Below are 26035 nucleotides of genomic sequence, written 5' to 3'. Positions count from 1 at the left end.
TCAGCCAAAACACTGCCCTTCCCCACGATAGGTCGCGGCCCGTCCGACGACCCGGTCGCCTCCGTCGCTGCTGACGAGCGCGAACTCCGTGAAGCGCTCGGCCAGCTCCCCCGCCTTGGCGTGCCGGAACCATATCCGATCCCCCAGTGAGAGACGGTCGGCGCCTGCTCCCTCGAGGGGCGTCTGGACCTCGCCGGCTCCCTCGCGCCGGATCAGCGCGACGTCGTGCTCGGGCAGGGGGCTCGGCACGCGGGACCATCCGGGTGGCCCGGACGCGACGTAGCCACCGCCGTATGCCGTCACCATCCCCGCGCCGGGCCGGCGCACGACCGGGGCGGCGAAGTAGGCAGCGGGCCGGAGCGAGAGCGCGTCGTAGCCGTCGAAGAGGGTCGGTGCGAAGAGGCCCGACCCCGCGGCGAGCTCGGTGAGGGACGGGTCGAGGTGCGTGACGTGCAGGCTGCCGGTGCCACCGCCGTTGACGAGCTCGAGGTCGGCGAGGGCCCGTGCGGCCGCCACGACCTCGGCCCGTCGGGTGCGCAGCTCGGCGTCGGAGACCTTCTTCATCCGGCGCACGACGGGCGAGGAGTCGGGCAGCCCGGCGATCTGGGCGTCGTAGAACATGAGGCCGGCCACGACGAGGCCGTGCTCCTGGGCGCGACGGATGACCGTCTCGACGTCGGCCGGGGTGCGGGTCGGCGACCGGCGCACCCCCATGTGGGCCGGGCCGACCCGGAGCGACGCGTCGACGTCGATGGCCACGCGCAGCCCCTCGTGGCCGGGCACCTCGCGGGCGATGAAGTCGACGTGCTCGACGCTGTCGACCATGACGATGACGGCCCGGGTCAGGGCCGGGTCGGCGGCGAGCTCGACGAGGGCCGGCACGTCGACGCTCGGGTAGGCGACGAGGAGGTTGTCGTGGCCGTCACGCGCCCACCACAGGGCCTCGCGCACGGCGTAGCACATGAGGCCCTCGAAGCCGTCGCGCCCGAGGGCCCGCTCGATGAGGGGCCGGCTGCGCAGCGACTTCGTCGCGATGCGGATCGGCACGCCGGCCGCGAGCTCCACGAGAGTCGCGGCGTTGGCGTCGAAGGCGTCGAGGTCGACGACGGCGAGGGGACCCGGCAGGTCGGCGGTCGCCGCCGAGAGGCGCGCCGCGACGGGCGGCGACAGGCGGCGATGCATGGTCTGCACCCTACCCAGCGTCACCCCGCCCCGGGACCCCCCGATCTCACTCGAGTGGTCACTCCCGCACGCGCCGCACCCGAACCGAAACGACCACTCGACGGGTGGATCGACCTGGGGGTGTGGGTGGTCGCGAGGGGAAGGTCAGCCGACGCGGTCGACGACGGACAGGGCGAGGGCCTGCAGGGCCGCTTTCGCGTCACTGTCGGGCAGCGGGTCGAGCAGGGCCTGCGCCTCGCGGGCGACGGCATACGTCTCGTCGCGCGCCAGCGCGAGGGCCGGGTGGGCCCGGAGCAGCCCGAGGGCCTCGGCCAGCGCGGCGTCGTCGGTGAGGTCTCCGTCGAGGAGCTCGAGCAGGCGCGCGTCCGAGGAATCGGCGGGGTCGGCCATGGCCCGGAAGCGCAGCACGGCCAGCGTGTCGACGCCCTCACGAAGGTCGGTGCCCGGGATCTTGCCGCTGTCGTCGGCGTCCGACGCGATGTCGATGAGGTCGTCGGCGAGCTGGAAGGCGATGCCGACCTTCTCGCCGTAGGACCGCATGATCTCGACCGTCTCGTCGGAGCCCCCGCTGAACATGACGCCGTAGCGGCCCGCCGTCGCGATGAGCACGCCCGTCTTGTCGGCGAGCACGCCGAGGTAGTAGTCGACGGGGTCGACGCCCTCGGGGCAAGCGCGGTCGTCGCGGATCTGGCCGGAGCACAGCCGGACGAACGTCTGCGCCTGGATGAGCACGGCCTCGGCCCCGAGACCCGCGACGAGCTCGGACGCCTTGCCGAAGAGGAGGTCGCCGACGAGGATCGCCGTCGAGTTGTCGTAGGCCGCGTTGACCGACGCGACGCCGCGACGCACGCTCGCCTCGTCCATGACGTCGTCGTGGTAGAGCGAGGCCAGGTGGGTCAGCTCGACGCCCGCGGCGGCACTGACGACGTCGTCGTTGATGCCGTCGCCGAGCTCGGCCGCGAGGAGGGTCAGCATCGGCCGGAACCGCTTGCCGCCTGCCTCGACGAGGTGCCCCGACGCGCCCGCGATGAACGGGTCGTCGTGGTCGACGACCCGCGTGAGCAGCGCGTCGACCCGGCCGAGCCCGTCACGCAGGCGTGCCGACAAGTCTGCGGTGGCCCCGGGGATCCCGAGGACCGGCGGGGTGGCGTGCGTCGTCATCGAACCCCGTGACCTGACGGACGAGCCTGGTGCCGAGCGCACGCCGTCATCGGACGAACTGGGAGGCGCGGTCGGCCAGGTCGAGCAGCGCCGACGGCAGGACACCGAGGGCGAGCGTGATCAGGGTGCCGATGGCGATCGAGAAGGTCGTCGACACCGACGGCGTCACGACCTCGACGGCGTCGTCCGGGGCGTCGCTGAAGAACATCAGGACGATGACCCGGGCGTAGACGAAGACGGTGATCGCGCTGCACACGACACCGACGACCGCGAGGACCGTGCCCGTCGCGCCACCCGTGCCGACGGCCGCCGAGAAGACGCCGAACTTCGAGACGAAGCCCGAGGTCAGCGGGATGCCGGCGAAGGCGAGCATGAGGAAGGCGAACGCACCGGCCACGACCGGGTAGCGCTTGCCGAGCCCGGCCCACTGCGACAGGTGCGTGGCCTCGGCGCCGTTCTGGCGCACGAGCGAGACGATGGCGAAGGCCGCGATCGTCGAGAAGCCGTAGGCGACGAGGTAGAAGAGCACCGCGCCGACGGCCTTGCGGTCGAAGGCGAGGACGCCGACGAGGATGAACCCGGCGTGCGCGATCGAGGAGTAGGCGAGCAGGCGCTTCATGTCGGTCTGCGTCACCGACAGCACCGAACCGACGACCATCGTCAGCAGCGCGACGAGGACGAGCGCGTTGGTCCACTCCCACCGGCCGGTGTCGAGGCCGACGTAGGCGAGGCGCAGGATCGCGCCGAACGCGGCGGCCTTGGTGCACGCCGCCATGAAGCCGGTGACCGGCGTCGGGGCGCCCTGGTAGACGTCGGGCGTCCACGCGTGGAACGGCACCGCACCGACCTTGAAGAGCAGGCCGACGAAGACGAGGAACGCGCCGGGCAGGAGCAGGCCGTTCATCGCGAGCGGTCCGGCGGCGATCGCCTTGGACAGGTCGCCGAAGTAGACCGAGCCGGCGTAGCCGTACAGCAGGGCCGTGCCGAAGAGGAAGAAGGCCGAGCTGAACGCACCGAGGAGGAAGTACTTCAGCGACGCCTCCTGCGAGAGCAGGCGACGGCGACGGGCCAGGCCCGAGAGGATGTAGAGCGGCAGCGAGAGCACCTCGAGGGCGACGAACATGCCGATGAGGTCGTTCGTCGTCGGGAAGAGCATCATGCCGAAGATCGCGAACATCGTCAGCGGGAAGACCTCGGACGTCAGCGCGCCCGCGCGGGCGGCTGCCGTCTCGGTGGCCGAGCCCGGCGTCGACGCACCGCTCGGGGTGAACGCATCGGGGCCGACGCCGCCGAAGCGCTCGGCCATCGTCAGGACGCCGAGAACACCCATGAGCAGGATCGTGGCCTGCATGAACAGGGCCGGGCCGTCGATGGCGAGGGCGAAGAGCTGCCGGTTGGTCGAGCCGTCCGTCAGGCCCATCGTCAGGCCCTGGTGCTTGGCCGCGAGGATGATCGACGCCGCGGCGGCGAGCAGGCCCACGACCGCGAGGGTCACCTGGATGGCGTGGCGACGCTCACGCGAGGCGAACGCCTCGACGAGGACGCCGATGAGCGCCGTGCCGAAGACGATGAGCAACGGCAGGATCGCGAGGTAGTCGACGTTCGACTGCTGGAACGCTGCGGGAAGCGTGGGCAGCGCCAGCGGAGCGACGGCGGTCACTTCGAGCTCCCTTCGGCCACGGTGCCGGCCGGGTTGAGGTTCGGAATGGCTTGCTGGACGTGCGACAGGGTCTTGTCGACGGCCGGGTTGATCACGTTGAGCGCGAGGTTCGGCAGGAAGCCGAGCACGAGGAACGCGGCGATCAGCGGCGCGGCGACGAGCTTCTCGCGCGTCGTCAGGTCACGCACGGCGGTGAGTCCGCGACGGCCTGGCTCGTCGAGCCGGTCGTGCTCGCGCTCGCCCACGAGGCCCTCGGGCTTCGGGCCGGTCATGACCTTCTTGTACATGAGCAGGATGTAGAGCGCGGCGAGGATGATGCCGGCCGTCGCGATGACGGCGGCCACCGGCTGCGTCGGGAAGCTGCCCACGAGGACGAGGAACTCCGACACGAAGCTCGACAGACCCGGCAGGGCCAGGCCCGAGAGGCCCGCGACGAGGAAGATGCCCGCGAGGGCCGGCGTGATGCGCTGCCAGCCACCGAAGTCGGGGATGCGCTTGCTCCCCCGACGGCGCACGAGCATGGCCGCGAAGAGGAAGAGCGCCGCCGTCGAGAAGCCGTGGTTGACCATGTAGAGCGTGGAGCCCGCGTGGCCGACGTTGGTGAAGGCGAAGATGCCCAGCACGATGAAGCCGAAGTGGCTCACCGAGGTGTAGGACACGAGGCGCATCATGTCGGTCTGCCCGATCGCGAGGAGCGCGCCGTAGATGACGGAGAGCACCGCGAGGGCCACGACGACGGGCGTCGCCCACGTGCTCGCCTCCGGGAAGAGCTGGAGGCAGAAGCGGATCATCCCGAACGTGCCGACCTTGTCGAGCACGCCGACGAGCAGCGTGGCCGTCGCCGGCGAGGACTCGGTGGCGGCGTCGGGCAGCCACGTGTGGAACGGCACCATCGGCGCCTTCACCGCGAAGGCGAAGAAGAAGCCGACGAAGAGCAGCCGTTCGGTGGTCGGGTCGAGCGAGAGACCGGTGAGGCGCTCGATGAGGAAGCCGTCGGTGCCGCCGGGGCCCTGGAGGTAGAGGGCGATGACGGCGACGAGCATGATGAGCCCGCCGGCCAGCGAGAAGAGGAGGAACTTCATCGCGGCGTACTGCCGGCGCGGACCGCCGAAGCGGCCGATGAGGAAGTAGACCGGGATGAGCATGGCCTCGAAGAAGACGTAGAAGAGGAACACGTCGGTGGCGGCGAACACCCCGACCATGAACGTCTCGAGCACGAGGATGAGCGCGAAGTACGTCTTGACGCGCTGGCCGCCGCGCGGGCCGGCCTCCTCGGGCACGTCGTGCCAGGCGGCGAGCAGGCAGATCGGCGTGAGCACGAGCGCCATGAGGATGAGCACGAGCGCGATGCCGTCGACGCCGAGCGCGTAGCTGACGCCGAACTGCGGGATCCACGAGTGCTGCTCACCGAGCTGGAACTGCGCGCTCGAGGCACGGTCGAACTGCGTCGCGGCGACGATGCCGACGACGAGCGTGACGAGCGAGAACCCGATCGCCATCCGCTTGGCGTTCTCGGCGCTCCCCGGCACGAAGGCGACGACGAGCGCGCCCACGAGAGGGATGAGGCCGAGGATCGTCAGCCAGGGGACGGTGGACATTGCGGTCATCAGGACATCACCCAAAGAGCACCGAGGATGGCGACGACACCAGCGAGCATCGTCAGGGCATAGGAGCGCGCGAAGCCGTTCTGCAGCTTGCGCAGGCGGGAGCTCGTCCCGCCGACGAGGGCGGCGAGGCCACCGGCCGCACCGTCCACGCCCTTGCTGTCCGCGAAGACGAGCGAGCGCGTGAGGTGGATGCCGGGTCGCATGAGGAGGGCCTCGTTGACCTGGTCCTGGTAGAGGTCCTTGCGCGCGGCCTGCGTGAGCAGCGAGCCCGCCGGGGCCTTGGTCGGCACCTCGTCACGCCAGTAGCGCAGCCACGCCAGCGCCGCACCGGCGGCGACGAGGACGAGCGTCAGGGCCATGAGGACCGGCACCGGGATGACCGGGTGCGCGCCCTCGGGCTCGGCGCCGGTGACCGGCTCGAGCCACGTGGTGAACATCCCCGTCGGGCCGATGATGAGGCCGAGGAAGGCCGAGCCGGCCGCGAGGACGATCATCGGGACGGTCATCAGCTTCGGCGACTCGTGCGGGTGCACGTCGTCGGTCCAGCGCTTCTTGCCGTGGAAGGTCATGAAGAACAGGCGCGACATGTAGAAGGCCGTGATGCCGGCACCGATGAGAGCGGTCATGCCGAAGACCCACGGACGCCAGCCCTCGCCGATGAAGGCGGCCTCGATGATCTTGTCCTTGGACCAGAAGCCGGAGAACGGGGGCACGCCGAGGATCGCGAGCCAGCCGAGCGCGAACGTCGCCCACGTGATCTTCATGGCGCCGGACAGCCCGCCGAAGCGGCGCATGTCGACCTGGTCGTTCATGCCGTGCATGACCGAGCCGGCCCCGAGGAACATCCCGGCCTTGAAGAAGCCGTGCGTCAGCAGGTGGAAGATCGCGAAGGCGTAGCCGACCGGGCCGAGGCCGGCGGCGAGCATCATGTAGCCGATCTGGCTCATCGTCGAGGCCGCGAGGGCCTTCTTGATGTCGTCCTTGGCGCAGCCGACGATCGCCCCGAAGAGCAGCGTGATCGCGCCGACGATGACGACGACGAGCTGGGCCGTGGGCGCCGCCTCGAAGATCGGCGCCGAGCGCACGACGAGGTAGACACCCGCGGTCACCATGGTCGCGGCGTGGATGAGCGCCGAGACCGGCGTCGGGCCGGCCATGGCGTCACCGAGCCAGCTCTGGAGCGGGAACTGCGCCGACTTGCCGCAGGCACCGAGCAGGAGCATGAGGCCGATCGCCGTCATGAAGCCCTGGTTGGCGTTGGTGCCGGCCTCGCCGAGCACCGTCGCGAAGTCGACGGCCCCGAAGTGGAAGAACATCACCATGATCGCGATGGACAGACCGAAGTCGCCGACGCGGTTGGCGACGAACGCCTTGTTGGCCGCGGTCGCGTAGGCCGGGTTGTAGTTCCAGAAGCCGATGAGCAGGTAGCTCGCGAGGCCCACGCCCTCCCAGCCGACGTAGAGCAGCAGGTAGGAGTTGGCGAGGACGAGCAGGAGCATCGCCGCGACGAAGAGGTTGAGGTAGGCGAAGAAGCGCCGCTTGTCGGGGTCGTGCTCCATGTACCCGATCGAGTACACGTGGATGAGCGAGCCGACGAAGGTGATGAGCAGCACGAAGACCATGGACAGCTGGTCGACGAGCAGCCCCGCGCTCACCTTGAACGAGCCGGCGGCGACCCAGTCGAAGAGGTCGATGCCGACCGCGCGGTCCTCGGCGCCACGGCCGAGCATGGCGAGGAAGACGAGCGCGCCGACGACGAACGCACCCCAGGAGAGGGCGGTCGCGAGCACGGGCCCGAACTTGTCGGTGCGGCGGCCGCCGAGGAGGAGCACGGCAGCACCGAGCAGCGGCAGCGCGACGAGCAGCCACGCGTATGCCGTCACCCCGGTGGCGGCGTGCGCCTCACCTTCGTGCGTGGCGAGGCCCGCGGCATACGTGCTCAGCGTGCTCGACGAGCTCGCGAGCGTCTGGACGAGAGTTCCCATTCTGGCCGGCGCTCCTTACAGCTTCAGTAGGTTGGCGTCGTCGACCGAGGCCGAGCGGCGGGCGCGGAAGATCGCCATGATGATGGCGAGTCCCACGACGACCTCCGCGGCTGCGACGACCATGACGAACAGGGCCATGACCTGCCCGTCGAGGGCGCCGTGCATCCGGGAGAAGGTGACGAGGGCGAGGTTCGTCGCGTTGAGCATGAGCTCGACGCCCATGAAGACGATGATCGCGTTGCGTCGCACCAGCACGGCTGCCGCGCCGATGGCGAAGAGCAGCACCGAGAGGTAGACGTAGTGCATCGGGCTCACTTGGACCGACCTTCCTCGATCTCGCGCTCCATGTGGCGCTCGACGTCCTTGAAGCCGTCGGTGGTCGCGACCTGGTCACGCGCCACGAGGACACGCGAGACGGACAGGTCGCTCGGCGTGCCGTCGGGCAGCAGCGCCGGGGTGTCGACCGCGTTGTGGCGGGCGTAGACACCGGGCGCCGGCAGGCCCGCGACGTTCTTGTTGTCGCGGACGCGCTTGGCGGCCCACTCGGCCTGCGTGATGCGCGGCGTCAGGCGCTCGCGGTGCGCGAGCACCATGGCGCCGAGGGCGGCCGTGATGAGCAGCGCGGACGTGACCTCGAAGATCCAGACGTACTGGCCGAAGATCAGCTCGGCGATCCCGGTCACGTTGCCGGTCTCGGCGTTCGTCGAGACGAGCTTGTCCATGCCGGTCTGCACGGTCTGCTCGTCCATGACCACACGGCCCAGCGAGAAGACGAGGATGCCGGCGAGCCCGACGACGAGGAGCAGGGACGCCCAGCGCTGGCCCTTGATCGTCTCGACGATCGAGTCGGAGGAGTCGACGCCGACGAGCATGAGGACGAAGAGGAAGAGCATCATCACGGCGCCGGTGTAGACGAACACCTGCACGATCCCGAGGAAGTCGGCCTTCTGCATGATGTAGAAGATCCCGAGGATCACCATGACGAGCGCCATGCCGAGGGCGGCGTGGACGGCCTTCTTGGCGAAGAGCAGCCCCAGCGCGGCGATGACCGCGATCGGGGCGAGCAGCCAGAAGCCGACGGCTTCGGCGGTGGAGGTCACGGGTTGGCCCCTTCCCTGGTCTGGGGTGCGGTCGGGTGCGTCACGTGAACGACGTCGTGCTCACCGGGCACCGCGGCCCCGACGTTGCCGGGCCCGCCGGCATACGCGTCGTCGTCGTCCGCGTCGCGGGCGTCGCGGGCCTCGACGTAAGCGCGCTGCGCGGCGGTCGGCTCGCTGACCTTGCCCTGGTAGTAGTCGCGCTCCTCGAGCCCGTCGGCCATCGGGTGGGGCGGCGGCAGCATGCCGCTCTGCAGCGGCGCCAGCAGCTGGTCCTTGGTGAAGATCAGCTTGCCGCGGTCGTTGTCGGCGAGCTCGTAGAAGTTCGTCATCGTCAGCGCGCGGGTCGGGCACGCCTCGATGCACAGGCCGCAGAAGATGCAGCGCAGGTAGTTGATCTGGTAGACGCGGCCGTAGCGCTCACCGGGGCTGAAGCGACCCTTGCCACCCTGGTCGAGCGGGGTGTCGTCGTTGTCGGCACCCTCGACGAGGATCGCGTCGGCCGGGCAGGCCCAGGCGCACAGCTCGCAGCCGATGCACTTCTCGAGGCCGTCCGGGTAGCGGTTGAGCTGGTGGCGGCCGTGGAAGCGCGGCGCCGTGGGGCGCGGCTTCTCGGGGTACTCCTCGGTCGCGACCTTGCGGAACATCGTGGAGAACGACACCCCGAAACCGGCCACGGGCGCGAAGAGCTCGGACAGGAAGCCCTTCTCGCGCTCGTCCTTGCCGGATCGCTGGTCGCGTGGCGCGCCGACCTCCGAGCCCGTGGTGCTTCCGGGGCTCTGGGGCGACACGTCCTTGCCGACGGTGTCGTCAGCCATGGTCCTCCTCCTTGACGGCGGTCGAGGTGCTCGAGGTGCCGGCGGTCGTGAGCACGGGCTCGCGCGACGCGGCCAGCCGGTGGCTCGCCCCGGTCGGCTCGTTGAGTCGCTGACCCGGCAGCGGCGGGACGGGGTAGCCGTCCTCGAAGGGGTCGATCTCCTCGGGCGGGGTCACGTCCTCGGCAGCGGCCTTGGCGGCCCGCTTGTCGTCCCAGATCCACGCCGCGGCGAGGGCGATGACGGCGACGATGCTGACGATGACGACGGTCGCGACGGACAGCTCACGGCCGGCGAAGGTCAGCTTGCTGTCACCGAGGAAGCCGAGCTGCGCGCCGCGGATGAAAGCGACGGCCACGACCCAGGCCAGGGTGATCGGGATGAGGAACTTCCAGCCGAAGCGCATGAACTGGTCGTAGCGGACGCGCGGGAGCGAGCCACGCAGCCAGACGAAGACGAACATGAACATCCACAGCTTGACGGTGAACCACAGCAGGCCCCACCAGCCGCCGCCGAACATGTTGTCGTTGATCGCCGAGATGAGCGGCGGGGCCTGCCAGCCACCGAGGAAGAGCGTGGTGGCCAGGGCCGCGACGGTGAACATGTTGACGTACTCGCCGAGGAAGAACATCGCGAAGCGCATCGAGGAGTACTCGGTGTGGAAGCCACCGGTCAGCTCGCCCTCGCCCTCGGCGAGGTCGAAGGGCAGACGGTTGGTCTCCCCGACCATGGTGATGACGTAGACGGCGAAGCTGAAGAACGCCGGGAGGATGTACCAGAGCGAGCTCTGGGCCGAGACGATCGCCGAGGTCGACATCGACCCGCTGTAGAGGAAGATCGCGACGAGCGAGAGGCCCATGGCGATCTCATAGCTGATGACCTGGGCGGTCGAGCGCAGGCCACCGAGCAGCGGGTAGGTCGAGCCGGAGCTCCACCCGGCGAGGATGATGCCGTAGACGCCGACCGACGCGACGGCGAGCACGAGCAGCACGGCGACGGGGACGTCGGTCACCTGCAGCGGCGTCTCGTGGCCGAACATCCAGACGGTGCCGCCGACCGGGATGATGGCGAACGACACGAACGCCATCGTCGCGGCGATGAGCGGCGCGAGCGTGTAGATGAGCTTCTCGGCGTTGGCCGGCGTGATGTCTTCCTTGAGCATCGACTTCATGCCGTCGGCGAGGGTCTGGAGCAGACCGAAGGGACCGTTGCGGTTCGGGCCCGGGCGCTGCTGCATGCGGCCGATGACGCGACGCTCGAACCAGATGACGAGCAGCGTCGAGATGAGCAGGTAGACGAAGATGCCGACGGCCTTGATCAGGGCCACCCACCACGGGGTGTCGCTGAAGTCGGCCGTGGGGTTCTCGGACATGGGCAGCGTTGCTGCCACCCCGTATGCGGTCAGGCCGAGGCTCATGCCGCACCACCCTTCGTGACGTGGACGCGGCCACCGGCGTCGGTGCCGAGGCCCGAACGGATCGAGCAGTCCTGGTTGGCCGAGGTGCTGGTCGAGCGCGAGTTGGTCGGGACCCAGACGACGCCGTCGACCATGCCCTCGGTGACGACCGCGGGCAGCGTGACGCTGCCGGCCGGGCCGGAGACCGTGACGTGGTCGCCCTCGGCGAGCCCGAGCCCGGCGGCCGAGGCCTCGGACAGGCGGGCCACGGCGAGCGGCGCAGTGCCGGCGAGGAACGGCTCTCCGTCCTGCATCCTGCCGGCGTCGAGGAGCGTGGCCCAGCTCGACAGGACGAAGTCGCCGCCGCCGTCGGGGGCCGTCGCGACGCGCTGGCCGTCGGGGGCGCTCGTGGCACGGGCGCCGCCCCACGGCCCGAGGGCCTCGAACTGCGCGTGGATCTCGCGCTGGGTGCGGGTCTCGAGGAAGACGCCCATCTCGCTCGCGAGCATGTCGAGGGCGCGGTGGTCGCTGACCGCGTTGGTCTCGAGGGCCTCCTCGAAGGCGCGGACGCGACCCTCCCAGTTGACGTAGGTGCCGGTCTTCTCGGACTGCGAGGCGACGGGCAGGACGACGTCGGCGACGGCCGTGACGGGCGACTCGCGCAGCTCGAGCGAGACGACGAACGCCTTCTCGAGCGCCGCGGCGGCGGCCGGGTCACCGAGGTCGGACGGGTCGACGCCACCGACGACGAGGGCACCGATGTCGCCGGCGGCAGCGGCCGCGACGATGCCGGCCGTGTCGCGGGCCGGGGTGGCCGGGACCTGGTCGACGTCCCAGACGCGGGCGACCTCGGCGCGGGCCGCGGCGTCGGCGACCGGACGTCCACCGGGCAGGAGCGCACCGAGCGCACCCGCCTCGAGGGCACCGCGCTCCCCCGCCCGGCGCGGCACCCACGCGAGGCGGGCACCGGTGGCGGCAGCGAGGTCGGCCGCGGCGCGCAGCGCACCGGGCGAGGTGGCGAGGCGCTCACCGACGAGCACGACGCCGCCGGCTCCGAGAGCCTCGCGGGCCTTCGCGCCGAGCTCGGTCGAGCCGAGGTCGGCCAGCGCCGAGGCCTCGTGGCCCGGGACGGTCGGCAGCAGCGTGCCGCCCACCTTGGTCAGGCCGCGCGTCGGGTGGGACGCGACGGCATACACCTGCGTCTGGTGCTTGCGGAACGCCTTGCGCAGGCGCAGGAAGACGATCGGGCTCTCGTCCTCGGGCTCGAAGCCCACGAGCAGGACGGCCTTGGCGGCCTCGAGGTCGGCATACGTGACGGCGCCGCCATCGGGTCCCGTGGCGGCGACGTGCTCGGCGAGGAAGGCGACCTCCTCGGCCGAGTGCGGTCGCGCACGGAAGTCGACGTCGTTGGTGCCGAGCACCACACGGGCGAACTTGCCGTAGGCGTACGCGTCCTCGGCGGACACGCGGCCACCGACGAGCACGCCGGCCTTCGTGCCGGCGAGGCCGGCCGCCGCTGCGGCGAGGGCCTCGGGCCAGCCGACGACCTGCAGCTCGCCGTCGGCGTCGCGCACCATCGGCAGCTCGACGCGGTCGGGCAGCGTGGCGTAGGTGAACGCCCAGCGGCCCTTGTCGCAGTTCCACTCCTCGTTGACGGCCTGGTCCTCGGCCGCCATCCGACGCAGCACGACGCCGCGTCGGTGGTCGGTGCGGATCGCGCAGCCGCTCGCGCAGTGCTCGCAGACCGACGGCGTCGACACGAGGTCGAACGGACGGCTGCGGAAGCGGTAGGCGGCACCGGTCAGCGCGCCGACCGGGCAGATCTGGACGGTGTTGCCCGAGAAGTAGCTCTCGAACGGCTTGTCCTCGTAGATGCCGATCTGCTGGAGCGCGCCGCGCTCGACGAGGGCGATGAACGGGTCACCGGCGACCTGGTCGGAGAAGCGGGTGCAGCGGGCACAGAGCACGCAGCGCTCGCGGTCGAGCAGGACCTGCGAGGAGATGTTGACCGGCTTGGGGTAGGTGCGCTTGACGTCCTCGAAGCGCGACACCGGACGGCCGGCGCTCATCGCCTGGTTCTGCAGGGGGCACTCGCCGCCCTTGTCGCAGACCGGGCAGTCGAGCGGGTGGTTGATGAGGAGCAGCTCCATGACGCCCTGCTGCGCCTTGTCGGCGACCTTGGACGTGGCCTGCGTGTTGACGACCATGCCCTCGGACACCGTCATCGTGCACGACGCCTGCGGCTTCGGCATGGGGCGGACGTTGCCCTCGCGGTCGGGCATCGCGACGTCGACGAGGCACTGCCGGCACGCCCCGACGGGGTCGAGCAGCGGGTGGTCGCAGAAGCGCGGGATCTCGACGCCGATCGTCTCGGCGGCGCGGATGACGAGCGTGCCCTTGGGCACGCTGACGGGCACGCCGTCGATCGTCAGGCTGACGTGGTCGGGCGCCGCGGGCGCCTTCGTCTCCGTCGTGGCGGTCATGCGGACACCATCCCGCTGGACTCCTTGGTCTGGACCTGTGGCTGGACGTCGAAGAGGACCGACTTCTCGGGCGGGAAGAGCTCGTGGGCCGGCGTGTGCATGCCGGCCTCGAACTCCTCGCGGAAGTACTGCACGGCCGAGGTGATCGGGCTCGTGGCCGCGTCACCGAGGGCGCAGAAGCTGCGGCCGAGGATGTTGTCGCAGATGTCGACGAGCTTGTCGATGTCGTCCTGCGTGCCCTGGCCCGCCTCGATGCGGTTCATGATCTGGCGCAGCCACCACGTGCCCTCGCGGCACGGCGTGCACTTGCCGCAGGACTCGTGGGCGTAGAAGTCGGTCCAGCGCGCGACGGCGCGCACGACCGAGACGGTCTCGTCGAAGACCTGCAGGGCGCGCGTGCCGAGCATCGAGCCGGCCGCGGCGACCGAGTCGAAGTCGAGCGGCACGTCGAGGTGCTCGTCGGTGAAGATCGGCGTCGAGCTGCCTCCGGGGGTCCAGAACTTCAGCTTCTTGCCGCCGCGCATGCCGCCGGCGAGGTCGATGAGCTCGCGCATCGTGATGCCGAGCGGGGCCTCGAACTGGCCCGGGTTGGCGACGTGGCCCGAGAGGCTGAAGATGCCGAAGCCCGTGGACTTCTCGGTGCCCATGCCCTTGAACCAGTCGGAGCCCTCGAGGATGATCCCGGGCACCGAGGCGATGGACTCGACGTTGTTGACCGACGTCGGGCGGGCGTAGAGTCCCGCGGCGCCGGGGAACGGCGGCTTGAGGCGCGGCTGGCCGCGACGGCCCTCGAGCGAGTCGAGCAGCGCGGTCTCCTCGCCACAGATGTAGGCGCCGGCGCCGGCGTGCACGGTGATCTCGACCTTGACGCCCTTGCCGCCGACGTTGTCGCCGAGGTAGCCCGCGGCACGGGCCTCCTCGACGGCGCGCAGGAGGCGGCGGTAGACGTGGACGACCTCACCACGGAGGTAGATGAACGCGTGCTCGCAGCCGATGGCGTACGAGGAGATGGCCACCCCCTCGATGAGCGCGTGCGGGTTGGCCATCATGAGCGGCACGTCCTTGCACGTGCCCGGCTCGGACTCGTCGGCGTTGACGACGAGGTAGCGCGGGCCTCCGTCGGGCGGCGCCATGAACGACCACTTCATGCCGGTCGGGAAGCCGGCGCCACCACGGCCACGGATGCTGGAGTCCTTGACGGCGTCGATGATCGCCTGCGGCTCCATGTCGAGCGCCTTGGTGAGGGCCTTGTAGCCGTCGTGGCGCTCGTAGGTCGCGAGGGTCCAGGACTGCGGGTCGTCCCAGAACTTCGTGAGGATCGGGGTCAGGGTGTCGGTCACTTCGATCCGTCCTTCCCGTCGGCCTGCGACGAGTGCGAGCCGTTGCTGCTGTTGGCACCAGGGGCGACCCAGCCGCGGTCGTTGGCGATCTTGAGACCGAGCAGGGACGCCGGTCCGGCGCCCACGCCCTCGTCGGCGCGGCCGTCCTCGAACCCCGCGAGGACCCGCGAGACCTCCTTGAACGTGCAGACCTTGGCGGCGCCGCGCGTCGGGGCGACGTCCTTGCCGGCGCGGAGGTCCTCGACGAGTCCGATCGTGCTCTCGGGCGTCTGGTTGTCGAAGAACTCCCAGTTGGCCATGACGACGGGTGCGTAGTCGCACGCGGCGTTGCACTCGACGCGCTCGAGGGTGATCTTGCCGTCCTCGGTCGTCTCGTCGTGACCGACGCCGAGGTGCTCGGAGAGCCGGTCGAAGATCAGGTCCCCGCCCATCACGGCGCACAGCGTGTTGGTGCAGACGCCGACGGTGTAGTCACCGTTGGGGTGGCGCTTGTACTGCGTGTAGAAGGTGGCGACACCGCTCACCTCGGCCTCGGTGAGGTCGAGCACCTCCGCGCAGAAGGTCACGCCGCGGCCGGTGACGTAGCCGTCGACCGACTGCACGAGGTGCAGCAGCGGCAGCAGCGCCGAGCGCTTCTGCGGGTAGCGCGAGATGACCTCGGCGGCGTCGACGTGCAGCCGCTCGAGCACGTCGGCGGCATACGGCGCCTTGGACTCGGGGCTGACGTGCAGGTGGCCTGAAGCGTCGTGACCGCTCAACGGTCCACACCTCCCATGACGGGGTCGATCGAGGCCACGGCGACGATGACGTCGGCGATCTGGCTGCCTTCGCACATCGCGGCCACGGCCTGCAGGTTGTTGAAGCTCGGGTCGCGGAAGTGCGCGCGGTAGGGGCGCGTGCCGCCGTCGGAGACGATGTGGCAGCCGAGCTCGCCCTTCGGCGACTCGACGGCGACGTACGCCTGGCCGGCCGGGACGCGGAAGCCCTCGGTGACGAGCTTGAAGTGGTGGATCAGCGACTCCATCGAGGTGCCCATGATCTCGCGGATGTGGTCGAGGCTGTTGCCGAGACCGTCGCTGCCCAGCGCGAGCTGCGCCGGCCAGGCGATCTTCTTGTCAGCCACCATGACCGGGCCCTCGTTCGCCTGGAGGCGGTCGGTGGCCTGCTCGATGATCTTGAGCGACTCGTACATCTCGTCGATGCGGATGCGCAGGCGGCCGTAGGCGTCCTGGCTCGTGCGGGTCTTGACCTCGAAGTCGTAGGTCTCGTAGCCGCAGTACGGGTCGAGCTTGCGCAGGTCGTGCGGCAGGCCGGTCGAGCGGAGCACCGGGCCGGTGATGCCGAGCGCCATGCAGCCGGCCAGGTTGAGCACGCCGACGTCGACCGTTCGGCCCTTGAGGATGGGGTTCTCGTTGAGCAGCGCCTCGAGCTCGCCGAGACCGCGACGCACCTCGGGAACCATCTCGCGCAGCGCGTCGATGGCGCCGGGCGGCAGGTCCTGCGCGACACCGCCGGGGCGGACGTAGGCGTTGTTCATGCGCAGGCCGGTGATCATCTCGATGACGCGGAGCAGGCGCTCGCGCTCACGGAAGGCGACGGTCATGACCGTCGTCGCGCCCATCTCCATGCCACCGGTGCCGAGGCAGATGAGGTGGCTGCTGATGCGCGTCATCTCCATCATGAGGACGCGGATGACGTTGGCGCGCTCGGGGATGTCGTCGGTGATGCCGAGCAGCTTCTCGATGGCGAGGCAGTAGGCCGCCTCCTGGAACATGGGCGTGAGGTAGTCCATGCGCGTGCAGAACGTGACGCCCTGCACCCAGGTGCGGTACTCCATGTTCTTCTCGATGCCGGTGTGGAGGTAGCCGATGCCCGCGCGGGCCTCGGTCACCGTCTCGCCGTCGATCTCGAGGATGAGGCGGAGCACGCCGTGCGTCGACGGGTGCTGCGGCCCCATGTTGACGACGATGCGCTCCTCGCCGAGCGAGGTGGCCTCGTCGACGAGGTCGTTCCAGTCGCCGCCGGCGGCGTTGAAGACGTGAGCGCCCTCGCTGGCCTGCTCGTCGGCCACGGACGTGGCGTAGACGTCGTTGGCGCCGGGCTCCGGCACCTCGGTCTGGGTGAACTCGGTGTGCGTGCTCATCAGTTGTACGACCTCCGCTGGTCCGGCGGCGGGATGGTGGCGCCCTTGTACTCGACGGGGATGCCGCCGAGGGGGTAGTCCTTCCGCTGAGGGTGGCCCGGCCAGTCGTCGGGCATGAGGATTCGGGTGAGGGCCGGGTGGCCGTCGAACTCGATGCCGAACATGTCCCACGTCTCGCGCTCGTGCCAGTCGTTGGCCGGGTAGACGGAGACGATCGACGGGATGTGGCGGTCGTCATCGGGGCACGAGACCTCGACGCGGACCCGCCGGCCGCCGTGGGTGATCGACAGGAAGTGGTAGACCGCGTGCAGCTCCTCACCGGTGCGGTTCGGGTAGTGCACGCCCGAGACGCCGGTGACGATCTCGAAGCGCAGCGACGCGTCGTCGCGCAGCACGCGGGCCACGGCCAGCAGGTGCTCGCGGCGGACGTGGATCGTCATCTCGCCCCGGTCGACGACGACGCGGTCGACGGCCTCCGCGTAGGAGGCGGTGCCCCCGACGAGGCCGCGCTCGAGGTTGTCGGCGATCTCGTCGAAGTAGCTGCCGTAGGGCCGCGCGGAGGCGCCGGCGACGAGGATCGGGCGGACGAGGCCGGAGTAGCCGGTCGTGTCGGCGCCCTGGGTCGCCCCGAACATGCCGTGGCGGACGCCGACGACCTCGGGCTCCGACGCGCCGCCCGTCTGGGCCAGCTCGATCTCACGCGGCGTCAGGCCCGAGGCCTGGTCCTTGGTCGTGTCGGCGTTCACGGCGTTCGTGTCGTCCTTCTTCTCGCCGTCGCTCATGCGAGGAGACCCTTCATCTGGTGCGTCGGCGTGGCGGAGAGGGCAGCGGCCTCGGCGGCCTTGGCCGCCTCCTCGCGGTTGACGCCGAGCGGCGAGGTCTCGATCTGGTGGTGCAGCTCGATGATCGCGTTGAGCAGCATCTGCGGGCGGGGCGGGCAGCCGGGCAGGTAGATGTCGACCGGGATGATGTGGTCGACGCCCTGGACGATCGCGTAGTTGTTGAACATGCCGCCCGAGCTGGCGCAGACACCCATCGAGATGACCCACTTGGGGTTGGGCATCTGGTCGTAGACCTGGCGCACGACGGGAGCCATCTTCTGGCTGACGCGTCCGGCCACGATCATGAGGTCGGCCTGGCGCGGGGTCGCCGAGAAGCGCTCCATGCCGAACCGGGCGATGTCGTAGTCGGGCGTGCCCACGGCCATCATCTCGATGGCGCAGCACGCGAGGCCGAAGGTGGCCGGCCAGATCGAGGCCTTGCGCATGTAGCCGGCGAGACCCTCGACGGTCGAGAGCAGGAACCCGGCTGGGAGCTTCTCTTCGAGACCCATTGCTTACTCCTTAACCTTTCCTGACGAACCCGGTGGACGCGTACCCGCTGCTGCGGGTGCTCACGTGGTCACCTGGTGTCAGTCCCACTCGAGGCCGCCGCGACGCCAGACGTAGGCGTACGCGACGAACACCGTGAGGATGAACAGGACCATCTCGACCAGCGCGAAGAGGCCGAGCTTGTTGAAGGCCACCGCGAACGGGTAGAGGAAGACGGACTCGATGTCGAAGATGATGAAGAGCATCGCCGTCAGGTAGTACTTGATCGGCACGCGGCCACCGCCGGCCGCCTGCGGCGTCGGCTGGATGCCGCACTCGTACGCCTCGAGCTTGGCGCGGTTGTAGCGCTTGGGCCCGACGACGAGCGAGGTGAAGACCGACAGCGCGGCGAACGCGAAGCCGAGCCCCAGCATGAACAGGATCGGGACGTAGGAGTTCATCCGAGGTCACGTGCCTTTCGGTCGTGCTTGACGTGCAAAGCATGGGCTGCAGGGGCGCAGGTGCGCGGCGCACCCATCCTAGGGGCGTCGGCATCGATTGTGCTCGGCGTCACAATGGCGCCGACAGGCGGGTGGCTCATGCGCTCGGAGCCAGTCGCGAGAGGGTGGTGATGAGGCGGTCGCTCGCGCCCTTGCTCGTGGGGTCGGCGAGGTTGGCCATGATCTTGAGCAGCAGCGGCATGAGCTTGGTGCGGGGCAGGCCGTACTTCGTCGCGAGCCGCATCACCTCGGGGTTGCCGATGGCGTGGGCGAACCAGCGACCGAGCGTGAAGTAGCCGCCCAGCTCGTCCTTCATGACCTTGGGGTATGCCGCCAGCACCCTCTCGCGCGCCGCGTCGCTCGGGCGCGCCATGGCCTGGGCGACGAGCTCGGCACCGAGGCGCGCGGCCTCGAGGGCGTAGTCGATGCCCTCGCCGTTGAAGGGGTTGACCATGCCGCCGGAGTCGCCGACGAGGAGCAGGCCGTCGGCGTAGAGCGGCGTGCGGTTGAAGCCCATCGGCAGCGCGGCGCCGCGGATCGGCCCGGCCGACTCGTCGTGCTCGAGCTGCCACTCGGGATTGATGTCCTCGACCCACCGACGCATGACGTCCTTGTAGTCGGTCTTCTGGAAGGCCGAGGTCGTGTCGAGGGTGCCGAGGCCGACGTTGGTGCGGCCGTCCTCGAGCGGGAAGAGCCAGCCGTAGCCGGGCATGAGAATGCGGTTGCCCGCGTCGTCACGGCTCCACAGCTCGAGGTGGCTCTCGAGGTAGTCGTCGCGCTTCGGTGTCGTGTAGTAGGCGCGGACGGCGACGCCCATGACGCGGTCCTCGCGCTTGGGCCGGCCGACGGCGGTGGCGAGGCGGCTCGAGACGCCGTCGCTGGCGACGACGACGGGGGCACGGTAGGTGACGGTCTCACCCGTGGCCCTGCCGCTGTCGTCGAGGCGCTTGGCCGTGACGCCGCTGACGCGGCCCGCGGAGTCGCGCACGGGGGCGGAGACGCTCGTGCGCTCGTGCAGGAGCGCTCCGCGGCTCTCGGCGTGCCGGGCCAGGGCCTCGTCGAGCTGGGCGCGCGTGCGGACCATGCCGTAGCCCGGGAAGGCGTCGGACTCGGGCCAGTCGAGCTGCAGCGTGTGACCGCCGCCCTTGATGCGCAGGCCCTTGGTGCGCTGCCAGCCCGTCGTGTCGACGCCGAGGGAGATGAGCTCCTTCGTCGCCCGCGGGGTCAGGCCGTCGCCGCAGATCTTGTCGCGGGGGAAGGCCGACTTCTCCAGGAGGACGACGTCGAGACCGTGGTCGGCGAGGTAGGCCGCCGTCGCGCTGCCACCCGGACCGGCGCCGACGACGATGACGTCGGCCCGCTCGACGGGTGCAGCACCAGACCCCGAGGGGCTGGGCGCGACGCTCGAACTGGTCATGTCTCCCTGCACGCTTCCGAACCGCTTGTGAAGATCTTCACGAACTAACTTCGGGAGTCTATTCCCGCGATTTCGCGCTTGTCAGATAAGGCATGCCTAACTCTCGACAACCCCACCGTCAGGAGAGCGTCAGCGCTTCGTCCCGTGGTGGAGCGCGACGACGCCGCCGGTGAGGTTGGTCCAGCCGACCTGCTGCCAGCCGGCCGCCTCGACGACGCGGGCGAGCTCGCCCTGCGGCGGCCAGGCCCGGATCGACTCGGCGAGGTAGACGTAGGAGTCGGGGTTGCTCGACGTGCGCCGGGCGACGGGCGGCAGCGCACGCATGAGGTAGTTCGAGTAGACGGTGCGGAAGACCTTGTTGACCGGCTGGCTGAACTCGCAGACGAGGAGGCGGCCGCCGGGCTTGGTGACGCGGAGGAACTCGCGCAGCGCCGTCTCGGCGTCGGCGACGTTGCGCAGCCCGAAGCTCATCGTCACGACGTCGAAGCTCTCGTCGGCGAACGGGAGGCTCATCGCGTCGGCGGCCGTGAAGGCCATGTCGGGGCGACGGCGGCGACCGACCCGCAGCATGCCGAGCGAGAAGTCGGCGGGGACGACCTCGATCTCCTGGTTGGCCCACGGCTCGCTCGAGGTGCCGGTGCCGGCCGCGATGTCGAGGATGCGCTCCCCCGGCTTGGCGTCGACGGCCTTGACGACGGCCCGGCGCCACAGCCGGTCCTGGCCGAGCGAGAGCACGTCGTTGGTCACGTCGTACTTCTCGGCGACGGTGTCGAACATCGACGCGACGTCGACCGGCTTCTTGTCCAGCTGCGCACGGGTCATGCGCTCATCCTCGCACCCACGGCAGGTGTGGGTTGGGTCGCACCGGCGACCACGCGGGCAGGGTGGCCGGGGTTCGGCCGTAGAGTTGCCACCGATGTCCACGCTTCCCGCCCCCGAAGCGCCGTCCCCCGCCGCGGGACCGACGGTCGTCGTCCGCACGGTGCCCCTCGAGGCCGCGGACCCCCTGCTGGCCTACCTTCCGGCCGACCTCCCCCACGACGAGCTGCTGTCGTGGGTGCGCCGCGGCGAGGGCCTCGTGGGCTGGGGGTCGGCGCTGACCTTCGAGGCGCACGGCGAGGACCGCTTCCGCGAGGCCGAGGCCTGGTGGCGGGAGGTCTCCCGGCACGCCGTCGTGCGCGACGAGGTCGGCCGCCCCGGCACGGGTCTCGTGTGCTTCGGCTCCTTCCCCTTCGCCTCGGACTCCGCCGAGGCGGCCCGGCTCGTCGTGCCGTCGACGATCGTCGGTCGTCGTGACGGCCAGACGTGGCTCACGACCGTCTCCCTCGACCCACAGCTCACGCTGCTCGAGAAGCCCTCTGTCGCAAGCGATCCCGAGCCCCCTCGTGACGTCGCGTTCGCCGACGGCCAGGTGTCCCCCGCCGACTACGCCCATGCGGTCGCCGACGCCGTGCAGCGCATCGGGGTGGGTGAGGTCGACAAGGTCGTCCTCGCCCGCGACCTCGTCGCGACGGCGTCCGGCCCCATCGACCCGCGCTGGCTGCTGCGTCGCCTCGCCGAGCGCTACGAGAACACGTGGGTCTTCTCCGTGGCCGGTCTCGTCGGCGCGACGCCCGAGCTGCTCGTGCGCCGCGACCAGGGACTCATCACCTCACGGGTGCTCGCCGGCACGATCCGCCGCACCGGCGACGACGCCAAGGACCTCGCGCTCGCGGCCTCGCTGGCCCGCTCGTCGAAGGACCTCGAGGAGCACGAGTACGCCGTGCGCTCGGTCGCCGAGGCCCTCGCCCCGCACTGCTCGTCGATGAACGTTCCCGAGGCGCCCTTCGTGCTGCACCTGCCCAACGTCATGCACCTCGCGACCGACGTCGCCGCCGTGAGCGCCGACGAGGCGTCGGCACTGACGCTCGCGGCCTCGCTGCACCCGTCGGCCGCCGTGGGGGGCACCCCGACGGCGCGCGCGGTCGAGCTGATCGGCGAGCTCGAGCACATGGACCGCGGTCGCTATGCCGGGCCGGTCGGCTGGATGGATGCGAGCGGTGACGGCGCGTGGGGCATCGCCCTGCGCAGCGGCGCCTTCGACGCCGGCAACCCGTCGCAGATCACGCTGTATGCCGGGTGCGGCATCGTCGCGGGGTCCGACCCCGAGTCCGAGGTGGCCGAGTCCAACGCCAAGCTCATCCCCATGCGCGACGCGCTCGCGAGCGACTGACGAGGCGACGGTGACCGGTCGGCGGAGTGCGCCGGAGCTCGCGCTGCGAGTGCTCCAGCAGCTGTGGCTCGGCGGCGTGCGCGATGTCGTGCTCGCGCCGGGGTCACGGTCGGCTCCGTTCGCCCTGGCTCTCGACGCCGCCGACCGCGACGGTGACCTGCGCCTGCACGTCCGCGTCGACGAGCGGTCCGCGGGCTTCCTCGCTCTCGGGCTCGCCACCGGCTCGAGACGTCCGGTCGCGGTCGTCACGACGTCGGGCACGGCCGTCGGCAACCTGCTGCCCGCCGTCATGGAGGCGCACCACACGGGGCGCCGCGTCGTCGTCGTCAGCGCCGACCGGCCCGACCGCCTGCGGGGCACGGGCGCCAACCAGACGACCGACCAGGCCGGCATCTTCGGCAGCTTCGCGACGAGTCACGACGTGACGGCAGCGACCGCTGACGATGATCTGGGCGGGCTTGTGGCGCAGGCGTGCTCGCGTCGCGGTCCGACCCAGCTCAACGTCCAGCTCGACGGCGACCTGCTCCCATCGGACGCCGACCCCGACACGTGGTGGCAGCGCCCCGGGGACGACGCCGCCCCGCCCTCCCTCCTGGCCTCGGCCGACCTCACCAACTCCGCCCCGGCGGACCTCCGACACGAAACCGCAGCCGAACCCCACCACAACCCCGCCCCGGCGGACCTCCGACGCGAAACCGCAGCCGAACCCCACCACAACCCCGCCCCGGCGGAGGGTGCGCGCGGGGACCGGGCCGGACGGGGCGTCGAGCCGTCGGTGTCGGTCCCGAGCGACGGCGAGGTGCTGCCCCTGGGTCCGCGGACGGTCGTCGTGGCCGGCGACGACGCGGGGCCGGCCGCGCGCCTGCTCGCCGAGTCCGCGGACTGGCCGCTCGTCGCGGAGCCCACCTCGGGGGCGAGGATCGGCCGGCAGGCCCTGCGCACCGGACGGCTGCTGCTCACGACCGACCTGCGCGGCGACGTCGAGCGTGTCGTCGTCGTCGGCCACCCGACCCTGTCCCGCCCCGTCACGAGCCTCATCAGCGACCCGGGCCTCGACGTCATCTCGGTCCGCGGCCGAGACGGCGTGGCCACCGACCCGGGCCGGGTGGCCCGCGTGCTCGACGTCGTGCCTCGGGTCGACGCACCCGACGACCCGTCCTGGTTCCACGCCTGGCGTGACGCCGACCAGCGGCTCGGCGCGCTCATCGACGCGGGACTCGTTGCGCCGGAAGGAGATCCATCACGGGCACCCGGGGACGGTGGCCTGTCACCGCTCTCCGTCGCCGCCGTCGTGGGAGCTGCCGTCGCGGCCGACACCACCCTGGTCGTCGGCTCGTCCAACCCCGTCCGGGACCTCGACGTCATGGCGACACCGTGGACGCCGCTCGAGCACCGCTTCGTCGTCGGCAACCGCGGCCTCGCCGGCATCGACGGCATGGTCTCGACGGCCGTGGGCGTCGCCCTCGGTCGTCCCCGCGCGGCACGCAGCATCGCCTACCTCGGCGACCTGACCTTCCTCCACGACACGAACGGCCTGCTCATGGGCCGGGGCCAGCGACGACCCGACCTGACGTTCGTCGTCCTCAGCGACGACGGAGGCGCGATCTTCAGCACCCTGGAGCAGGGCGACCGCCGTTACGCGAGTGCCTTCGAGCGCGTCTTCGCGACTCCGCACGGCACCGACCTCCAGGCGCTGTGCGCGGCGCACCACACGGCATACGAACGCGTCGACGACCTCGGTCGGCTGGCCGAGGCGCTGGCCGAGACCCCCTCCGGCACAAGGGTTCTCGAGGTCCCCGTCTCGCGCGCCGACCGACGGGCCGAGGCCGCCTGGCTGCGCTCCCTGGCGCAGCAGGTCGTGCCGCACCGCGACGACCGCCGCTGACCTCTACCCGCCACCAGGGCTAGCCCGGAGCGTCGGGGACGGGCCACTGGGACGGCGTGCCCGGCTCGGACCGCAGCGCCGCCGCGACGAGCTCGGCACTGTCACGCGCCTCCCGCCCGTCGGGCAGGTAGCGGGTGTCCTCGAGCCCGATGCGCACGTCGTAGCCCGCGGCCTGCGCCCAGCGCAGCACCCGCCAGGCCCACTGTCCCTCGCCGTGCACGAGGACGGGCACGGGCGACATGCCGAGCGCCGCGAGGATGCGCTCGGCCGCCCACGGCCCGTCGGAGCCCGGGGTCACGCCCGGGATGAGCTCGACGAGCACTCGCTCGACCTGCCACGGCCAGCTCGTCGCCACGAAGCGACTGGCCGCCTGTGGCGTCCAGATCCCCGCTTCGACGCCGGATCCGTTGTCGCGCAGAGCTGCCGCGATGTCCACGGCGCCTTCCTCGTGCCAGTTGACGCTTGCGCAGTCAGGGCCTCCGAGGTCGGGCGAGGGCCACTCGGACACGTGGGCGAGCTTGCGACGAGCACTGTCGACGATGCCGTCGCGCGTCGAGACGCTGACGCGCAGCCCGGGCGTCGCGGCCCGGATCGCGACGACGGCGTCGACGACGTGCCGCGTCTCGAGCGTCTCGCGGCCGGACTCGTCCCGCGGGTGCACGTGCACCATGAAGGCGCCCGCCGCCACCGCGTCGGCCGCGGCGCGAGCGAGCTCGTCGGGCGTCTGCGGCACCGTGCGGTGCTGGCCGCGGGTGCGGTCACCGTTGAGGCAGGCCTTGATCATCGGGCACCTCCGTCTGCGAGCACGGCGTGGCAGCGCACGAGCCGGTCACGCCACCACTGCTGCCGGTCCGGCGGGGCCGCGAGCTCGGCGAGCGCCTCCGGCTCGGGCACGGCACGGCCGGTCGCCAGCAGGCCGTCGGACGGGCGCCACGGCGTCGTCGACACGTCGCGCTCGAAGAGTCCCACGGTGCCGAGCCCGCACGCGTGGTCGAGCGACGGCAGCGCCGCCGCGAGCGCCACTCCCGCGGCGATGCCGACGCTCGTGTCGAGCGCGGACGACACGACGGCCGGGAGCCCGCACGCCTCGACGACGTCGAGAGCCGCCGCCACCCCGCCCAGGGGCGCGACCTTGACGACGACGAGGTCCGCAGCGCCGAGCCGCGCCACTCGGATCGGGTCCTCGGCCTTGCGGATCGACTCGTCGGCTGCGATGGGCACGTCGATCCCGTTGCGCGCCAAGGCGGTTCGCAGATCGACGAGCTCCTCGACGCTGGCACAGGGCTGCTCGGCGTACTCGAGGTCGTATGCCGTGAGCCGCCTCAGCGCCTCCGTGGCCGTCGCGACGTCCCACCCGCCGTTGGCGTCGACCCGGATCCGCGCGGACGGCCCCATCGTGGACCGTACGGCGGCGACCCGGTCGACGTCGTCGTCGAGCGTCTGGCCGCGCTCGGCGACCTTGACCTTCGCCGTCGTGCACCCGTCGAAGCGAGCCAGGACCTCCGGCACCCGGTCGGGACCGACGGCAGGGACGGTCGCGTTGACGGGCACGGCGTCGCGCACGGGGGCCGGCCACACGGCATACGCGGCCTCGAGGGCGGCAGCCAGCCAGCGCGCGGACTCGCCGTCGGCGTACTCGACGAACGGGCTGAACTCGCCCCACCCGGAGGGACCCTCGACCAGCAGCGCCTCACGGACGTCGACGCCGCGGAAGCGCACCCGCATCGGCAGCGCGACGACGTGAGCGCCGGCGAGGAGCTCGTCGGCAGGAGGCAGCGTCATGCCCCCATCATCACCGACGGCTGGCCTACGAGACGGCTGCCCCGCGAGACGACTGCCCCT

The 26035-nt window shown here is 71.1% G+C and carries 22 protein-coding genes; 2 read left to right on the top strand and 20 right to left on the bottom strand.

Translation table 11 applies throughout. The features are described 5' to 3' along the window. The 18 genes from ACSSS0_RS15525 to ACSSS0_RS15440 all read right to left on the bottom strand — a co-directional run bounded on the left by ACSSS0_RS15525 (position 1) and on the right by ACSSS0_RS15440 (position 20918). Positions 1 to 1182 carry an alanine racemase gene (locus ACSSS0_RS15525; RefSeq protein ID WP_435987042.1) on the bottom strand — a complete coding sequence of 394 codons (1182 nt, stop codon included), beginning with the start codon at positions 1180 to 1182 and terminating at the stop codon, positions 1 to 3. A gap of 144 nt (positions 1183 to 1326) precedes the next feature. After that, positions 1327 to 2343, bottom strand: a complete 1017-nt coding sequence (locus ACSSS0_RS15520) for a polyprenyl synthetase family protein (protein ID WP_487228690.1) — start codon at positions 2341 to 2343, stop codon at positions 1327 to 1329. 46 nt (positions 2344 to 2389) lie between these two features. Continuing rightward, positions 2390 to 4003 carry an NADH-quinone oxidoreductase subunit NuoN gene (gene nuoN, locus ACSSS0_RS15515; protein ID WP_487228689.1) on the bottom strand — a complete coding sequence of 538 codons (1614 nt, stop codon included), beginning with the start codon at positions 4001 to 4003 and terminating at the stop codon, positions 2390 to 2392. Beyond that, positions 4000 to 5601, bottom strand: a complete 1602-nt coding sequence (locus ACSSS0_RS15510; protein ID WP_435987870.1) for an NADH-quinone oxidoreductase subunit M — start codon at positions 5599 to 5601, stop codon at positions 4000 to 4002. Before ACSSS0_RS15510 ends, nuoN begins: the two co-directional genes overlap by 4 nt. 8 nt (positions 5602 to 5609) lie before the next feature. Further along, positions 5610 to 7595 (bottom strand): NADH-quinone oxidoreductase subunit L, encoded by a 1986-nt coding sequence (gene nuoL / locus ACSSS0_RS15505; protein WP_487228688.1) that lies wholly within the window; start codon positions 7593 to 7595, stop codon positions 5610 to 5612. 15 nt (positions 7596 to 7610) lie between these two features. Beyond that, positions 7611 to 7910 carry an NADH-quinone oxidoreductase subunit NuoK gene (nuoK, locus tag ACSSS0_RS15500; protein WP_020145008.1) on the bottom strand — a complete coding sequence of 100 codons (300 nt, stop codon included), beginning with the start codon at positions 7908 to 7910 and terminating at the stop codon, positions 7611 to 7613. Then, positions 7907 to 8695, bottom strand: a complete 789-nt coding sequence (locus ACSSS0_RS15495; RefSeq protein WP_435987046.1) for an NADH-quinone oxidoreductase subunit J — start codon at positions 8693 to 8695, stop codon at positions 7907 to 7909. The genes nuoK and ACSSS0_RS15495 overlap by 4 nt, the downstream gene beginning before the upstream one ends. Then, entirely contained in the window at positions 8692 to 9510 is an 819-nt protein-coding gene (gene nuoI, locus ACSSS0_RS15490) for an NADH-quinone oxidoreductase subunit NuoI (RefSeq protein ID WP_435987047.1), read from the bottom strand. Before nuoI ends, ACSSS0_RS15495 begins: the two co-directional genes overlap by 4 nt. Next, positions 9503 to 10924, bottom strand: coding sequence for an NADH-quinone oxidoreductase subunit NuoH (nuoH, locus tag ACSSS0_RS15485; protein WP_487228687.1), 1422 nt, complete (start codon positions 10922 to 10924; stop codon positions 9503 to 9505). The genes nuoI and nuoH overlap by 8 nt, the downstream gene beginning before the upstream one ends. Further along, a complete protein-coding gene (locus ACSSS0_RS15480) occupies positions 10921 to 13386 on the bottom strand; it encodes an NADH-quinone oxidoreductase subunit G (protein ID WP_487228686.1) in 2466 nt (821 codons plus the stop codon). Before ACSSS0_RS15480 ends, nuoH begins: the two co-directional genes overlap by 4 nt. Beyond that, positions 13383 to 14726, bottom strand: coding sequence for an NADH-quinone oxidoreductase subunit NuoF (nuoF, locus tag ACSSS0_RS15475; protein ID WP_435987050.1), 1344 nt, complete (start codon positions 14724 to 14726; stop codon positions 13383 to 13385). Before nuoF ends, ACSSS0_RS15480 begins: the two co-directional genes overlap by 4 nt. Continuing rightward, positions 14723 to 15484, bottom strand: coding sequence for an NADH-quinone oxidoreductase subunit NuoE (gene nuoE, locus ACSSS0_RS15470; RefSeq protein WP_435987051.1), 762 nt, complete (start codon positions 15482 to 15484; stop codon positions 14723 to 14725). The genes nuoF and nuoE overlap by 4 nt, the downstream gene beginning before the upstream one ends. Beyond that, on the bottom strand, positions 15481 to 16869 hold the full coding sequence (locus tag ACSSS0_RS15465; protein ID WP_435987052.1) for an NADH-quinone oxidoreductase subunit D: 1389 nt from the start codon (positions 16867 to 16869) through the stop codon (positions 15481 to 15483). Before ACSSS0_RS15465 ends, nuoE begins: the two co-directional genes overlap by 4 nt. Then, positions 16869 to 17651 (bottom strand): NADH-quinone oxidoreductase subunit C, encoded by a 783-nt coding sequence (locus ACSSS0_RS15460; protein ID WP_487228685.1) that lies wholly within the window; start codon positions 17649 to 17651, stop codon positions 16869 to 16871. Before ACSSS0_RS15460 ends, ACSSS0_RS15465 begins: the two co-directional genes overlap by 1 nt. Further along, positions 17648 to 18202 carry a NuoB/complex I 20 kDa subunit family protein gene (locus ACSSS0_RS15455; RefSeq protein WP_020145017.1) on the bottom strand — a complete coding sequence of 185 codons (555 nt, stop codon included), beginning with the start codon at positions 18200 to 18202 and terminating at the stop codon, positions 17648 to 17650. The genes ACSSS0_RS15460 and ACSSS0_RS15455 overlap by 4 nt, the downstream gene beginning before the upstream one ends. Before the next feature lie 78 nt (positions 18203 to 18280). After that, complete coding sequence (locus ACSSS0_RS15450; RefSeq protein WP_020145018.1) at positions 18281 to 18640, bottom strand: NADH-quinone oxidoreductase subunit A; 360 nt, start codon at positions 18638 to 18640, stop codon at positions 18281 to 18283. Positions 18641 to 18776: 136 nt separating this feature from the next. Then, complete coding sequence (locus ACSSS0_RS15445) at positions 18777 to 20096, bottom strand: geranylgeranyl reductase family protein (protein ID WP_435987054.1); 1320 nt, start codon at positions 20094 to 20096, stop codon at positions 18777 to 18779. A gap of 129 nt (positions 20097 to 20225) precedes the next feature. Continuing rightward, complete coding sequence (locus tag ACSSS0_RS15440) at positions 20226 to 20918, bottom strand: demethylmenaquinone methyltransferase (protein ID WP_435987055.1); 693 nt, start codon at positions 20916 to 20918, stop codon at positions 20226 to 20228. Between the two features lie 94 nt (positions 20919 to 21012). Here ACSSS0_RS15440 and ACSSS0_RS15435 point away from each other — a divergent pair, with 94 nt between their 5' ends. Beyond that, a complete protein-coding gene (locus ACSSS0_RS15435) occupies positions 21013 to 22308 on the top strand; it encodes an isochorismate synthase (protein WP_487228684.1) in 1296 nt (431 codons plus the stop codon). Between the two features lie 10 nt (positions 22309 to 22318). Then, positions 22319 to 24193 carry a 2-succinyl-5-enolpyruvyl-6-hydroxy-3-cyclohexene-1-carboxylic-acid synthase gene (gene menD / locus ACSSS0_RS15430; RefSeq protein WP_487228683.1) on the top strand — a complete coding sequence of 625 codons (1875 nt, stop codon included), beginning with the start codon at positions 22319 to 22321 and terminating at the stop codon, positions 24191 to 24193. 19 nt (positions 24194 to 24212) lie between these two features. On the opposite strand, the gene ACSSS0_RS15425 is transcribed toward menD, so the two are convergent. Together ACSSS0_RS15425 and ACSSS0_RS15420 are read right to left on the bottom strand one after the other, a co-directional pair. Then, positions 24213 to 24977: a 3-keto-5-aminohexanoate cleavage protein gene (locus tag ACSSS0_RS15425; protein WP_435987058.1), complete on the bottom strand. Its 765-nt coding sequence runs from the start codon at positions 24975 to 24977 to the stop codon at positions 24213 to 24215. Continuing rightward, positions 24974 to 25975 (bottom strand): o-succinylbenzoate synthase, encoded by a 1002-nt coding sequence (locus tag ACSSS0_RS15420; protein WP_487228682.1) that lies wholly within the window; start codon positions 25973 to 25975, stop codon positions 24974 to 24976. The genes ACSSS0_RS15425 and ACSSS0_RS15420 overlap by 4 nt, the downstream gene beginning before the upstream one ends. Positions 25976 to 26035: the final 60 nt, after the last annotated feature.

The sequence above is a fragment of the Terrabacter sp. R4-6 genome (assembly GCF_057529065.1).
Note: the sequence above shows the minus strand (reverse complement) of the source record. Positions and strands in the feature narration are given on the sequence as shown.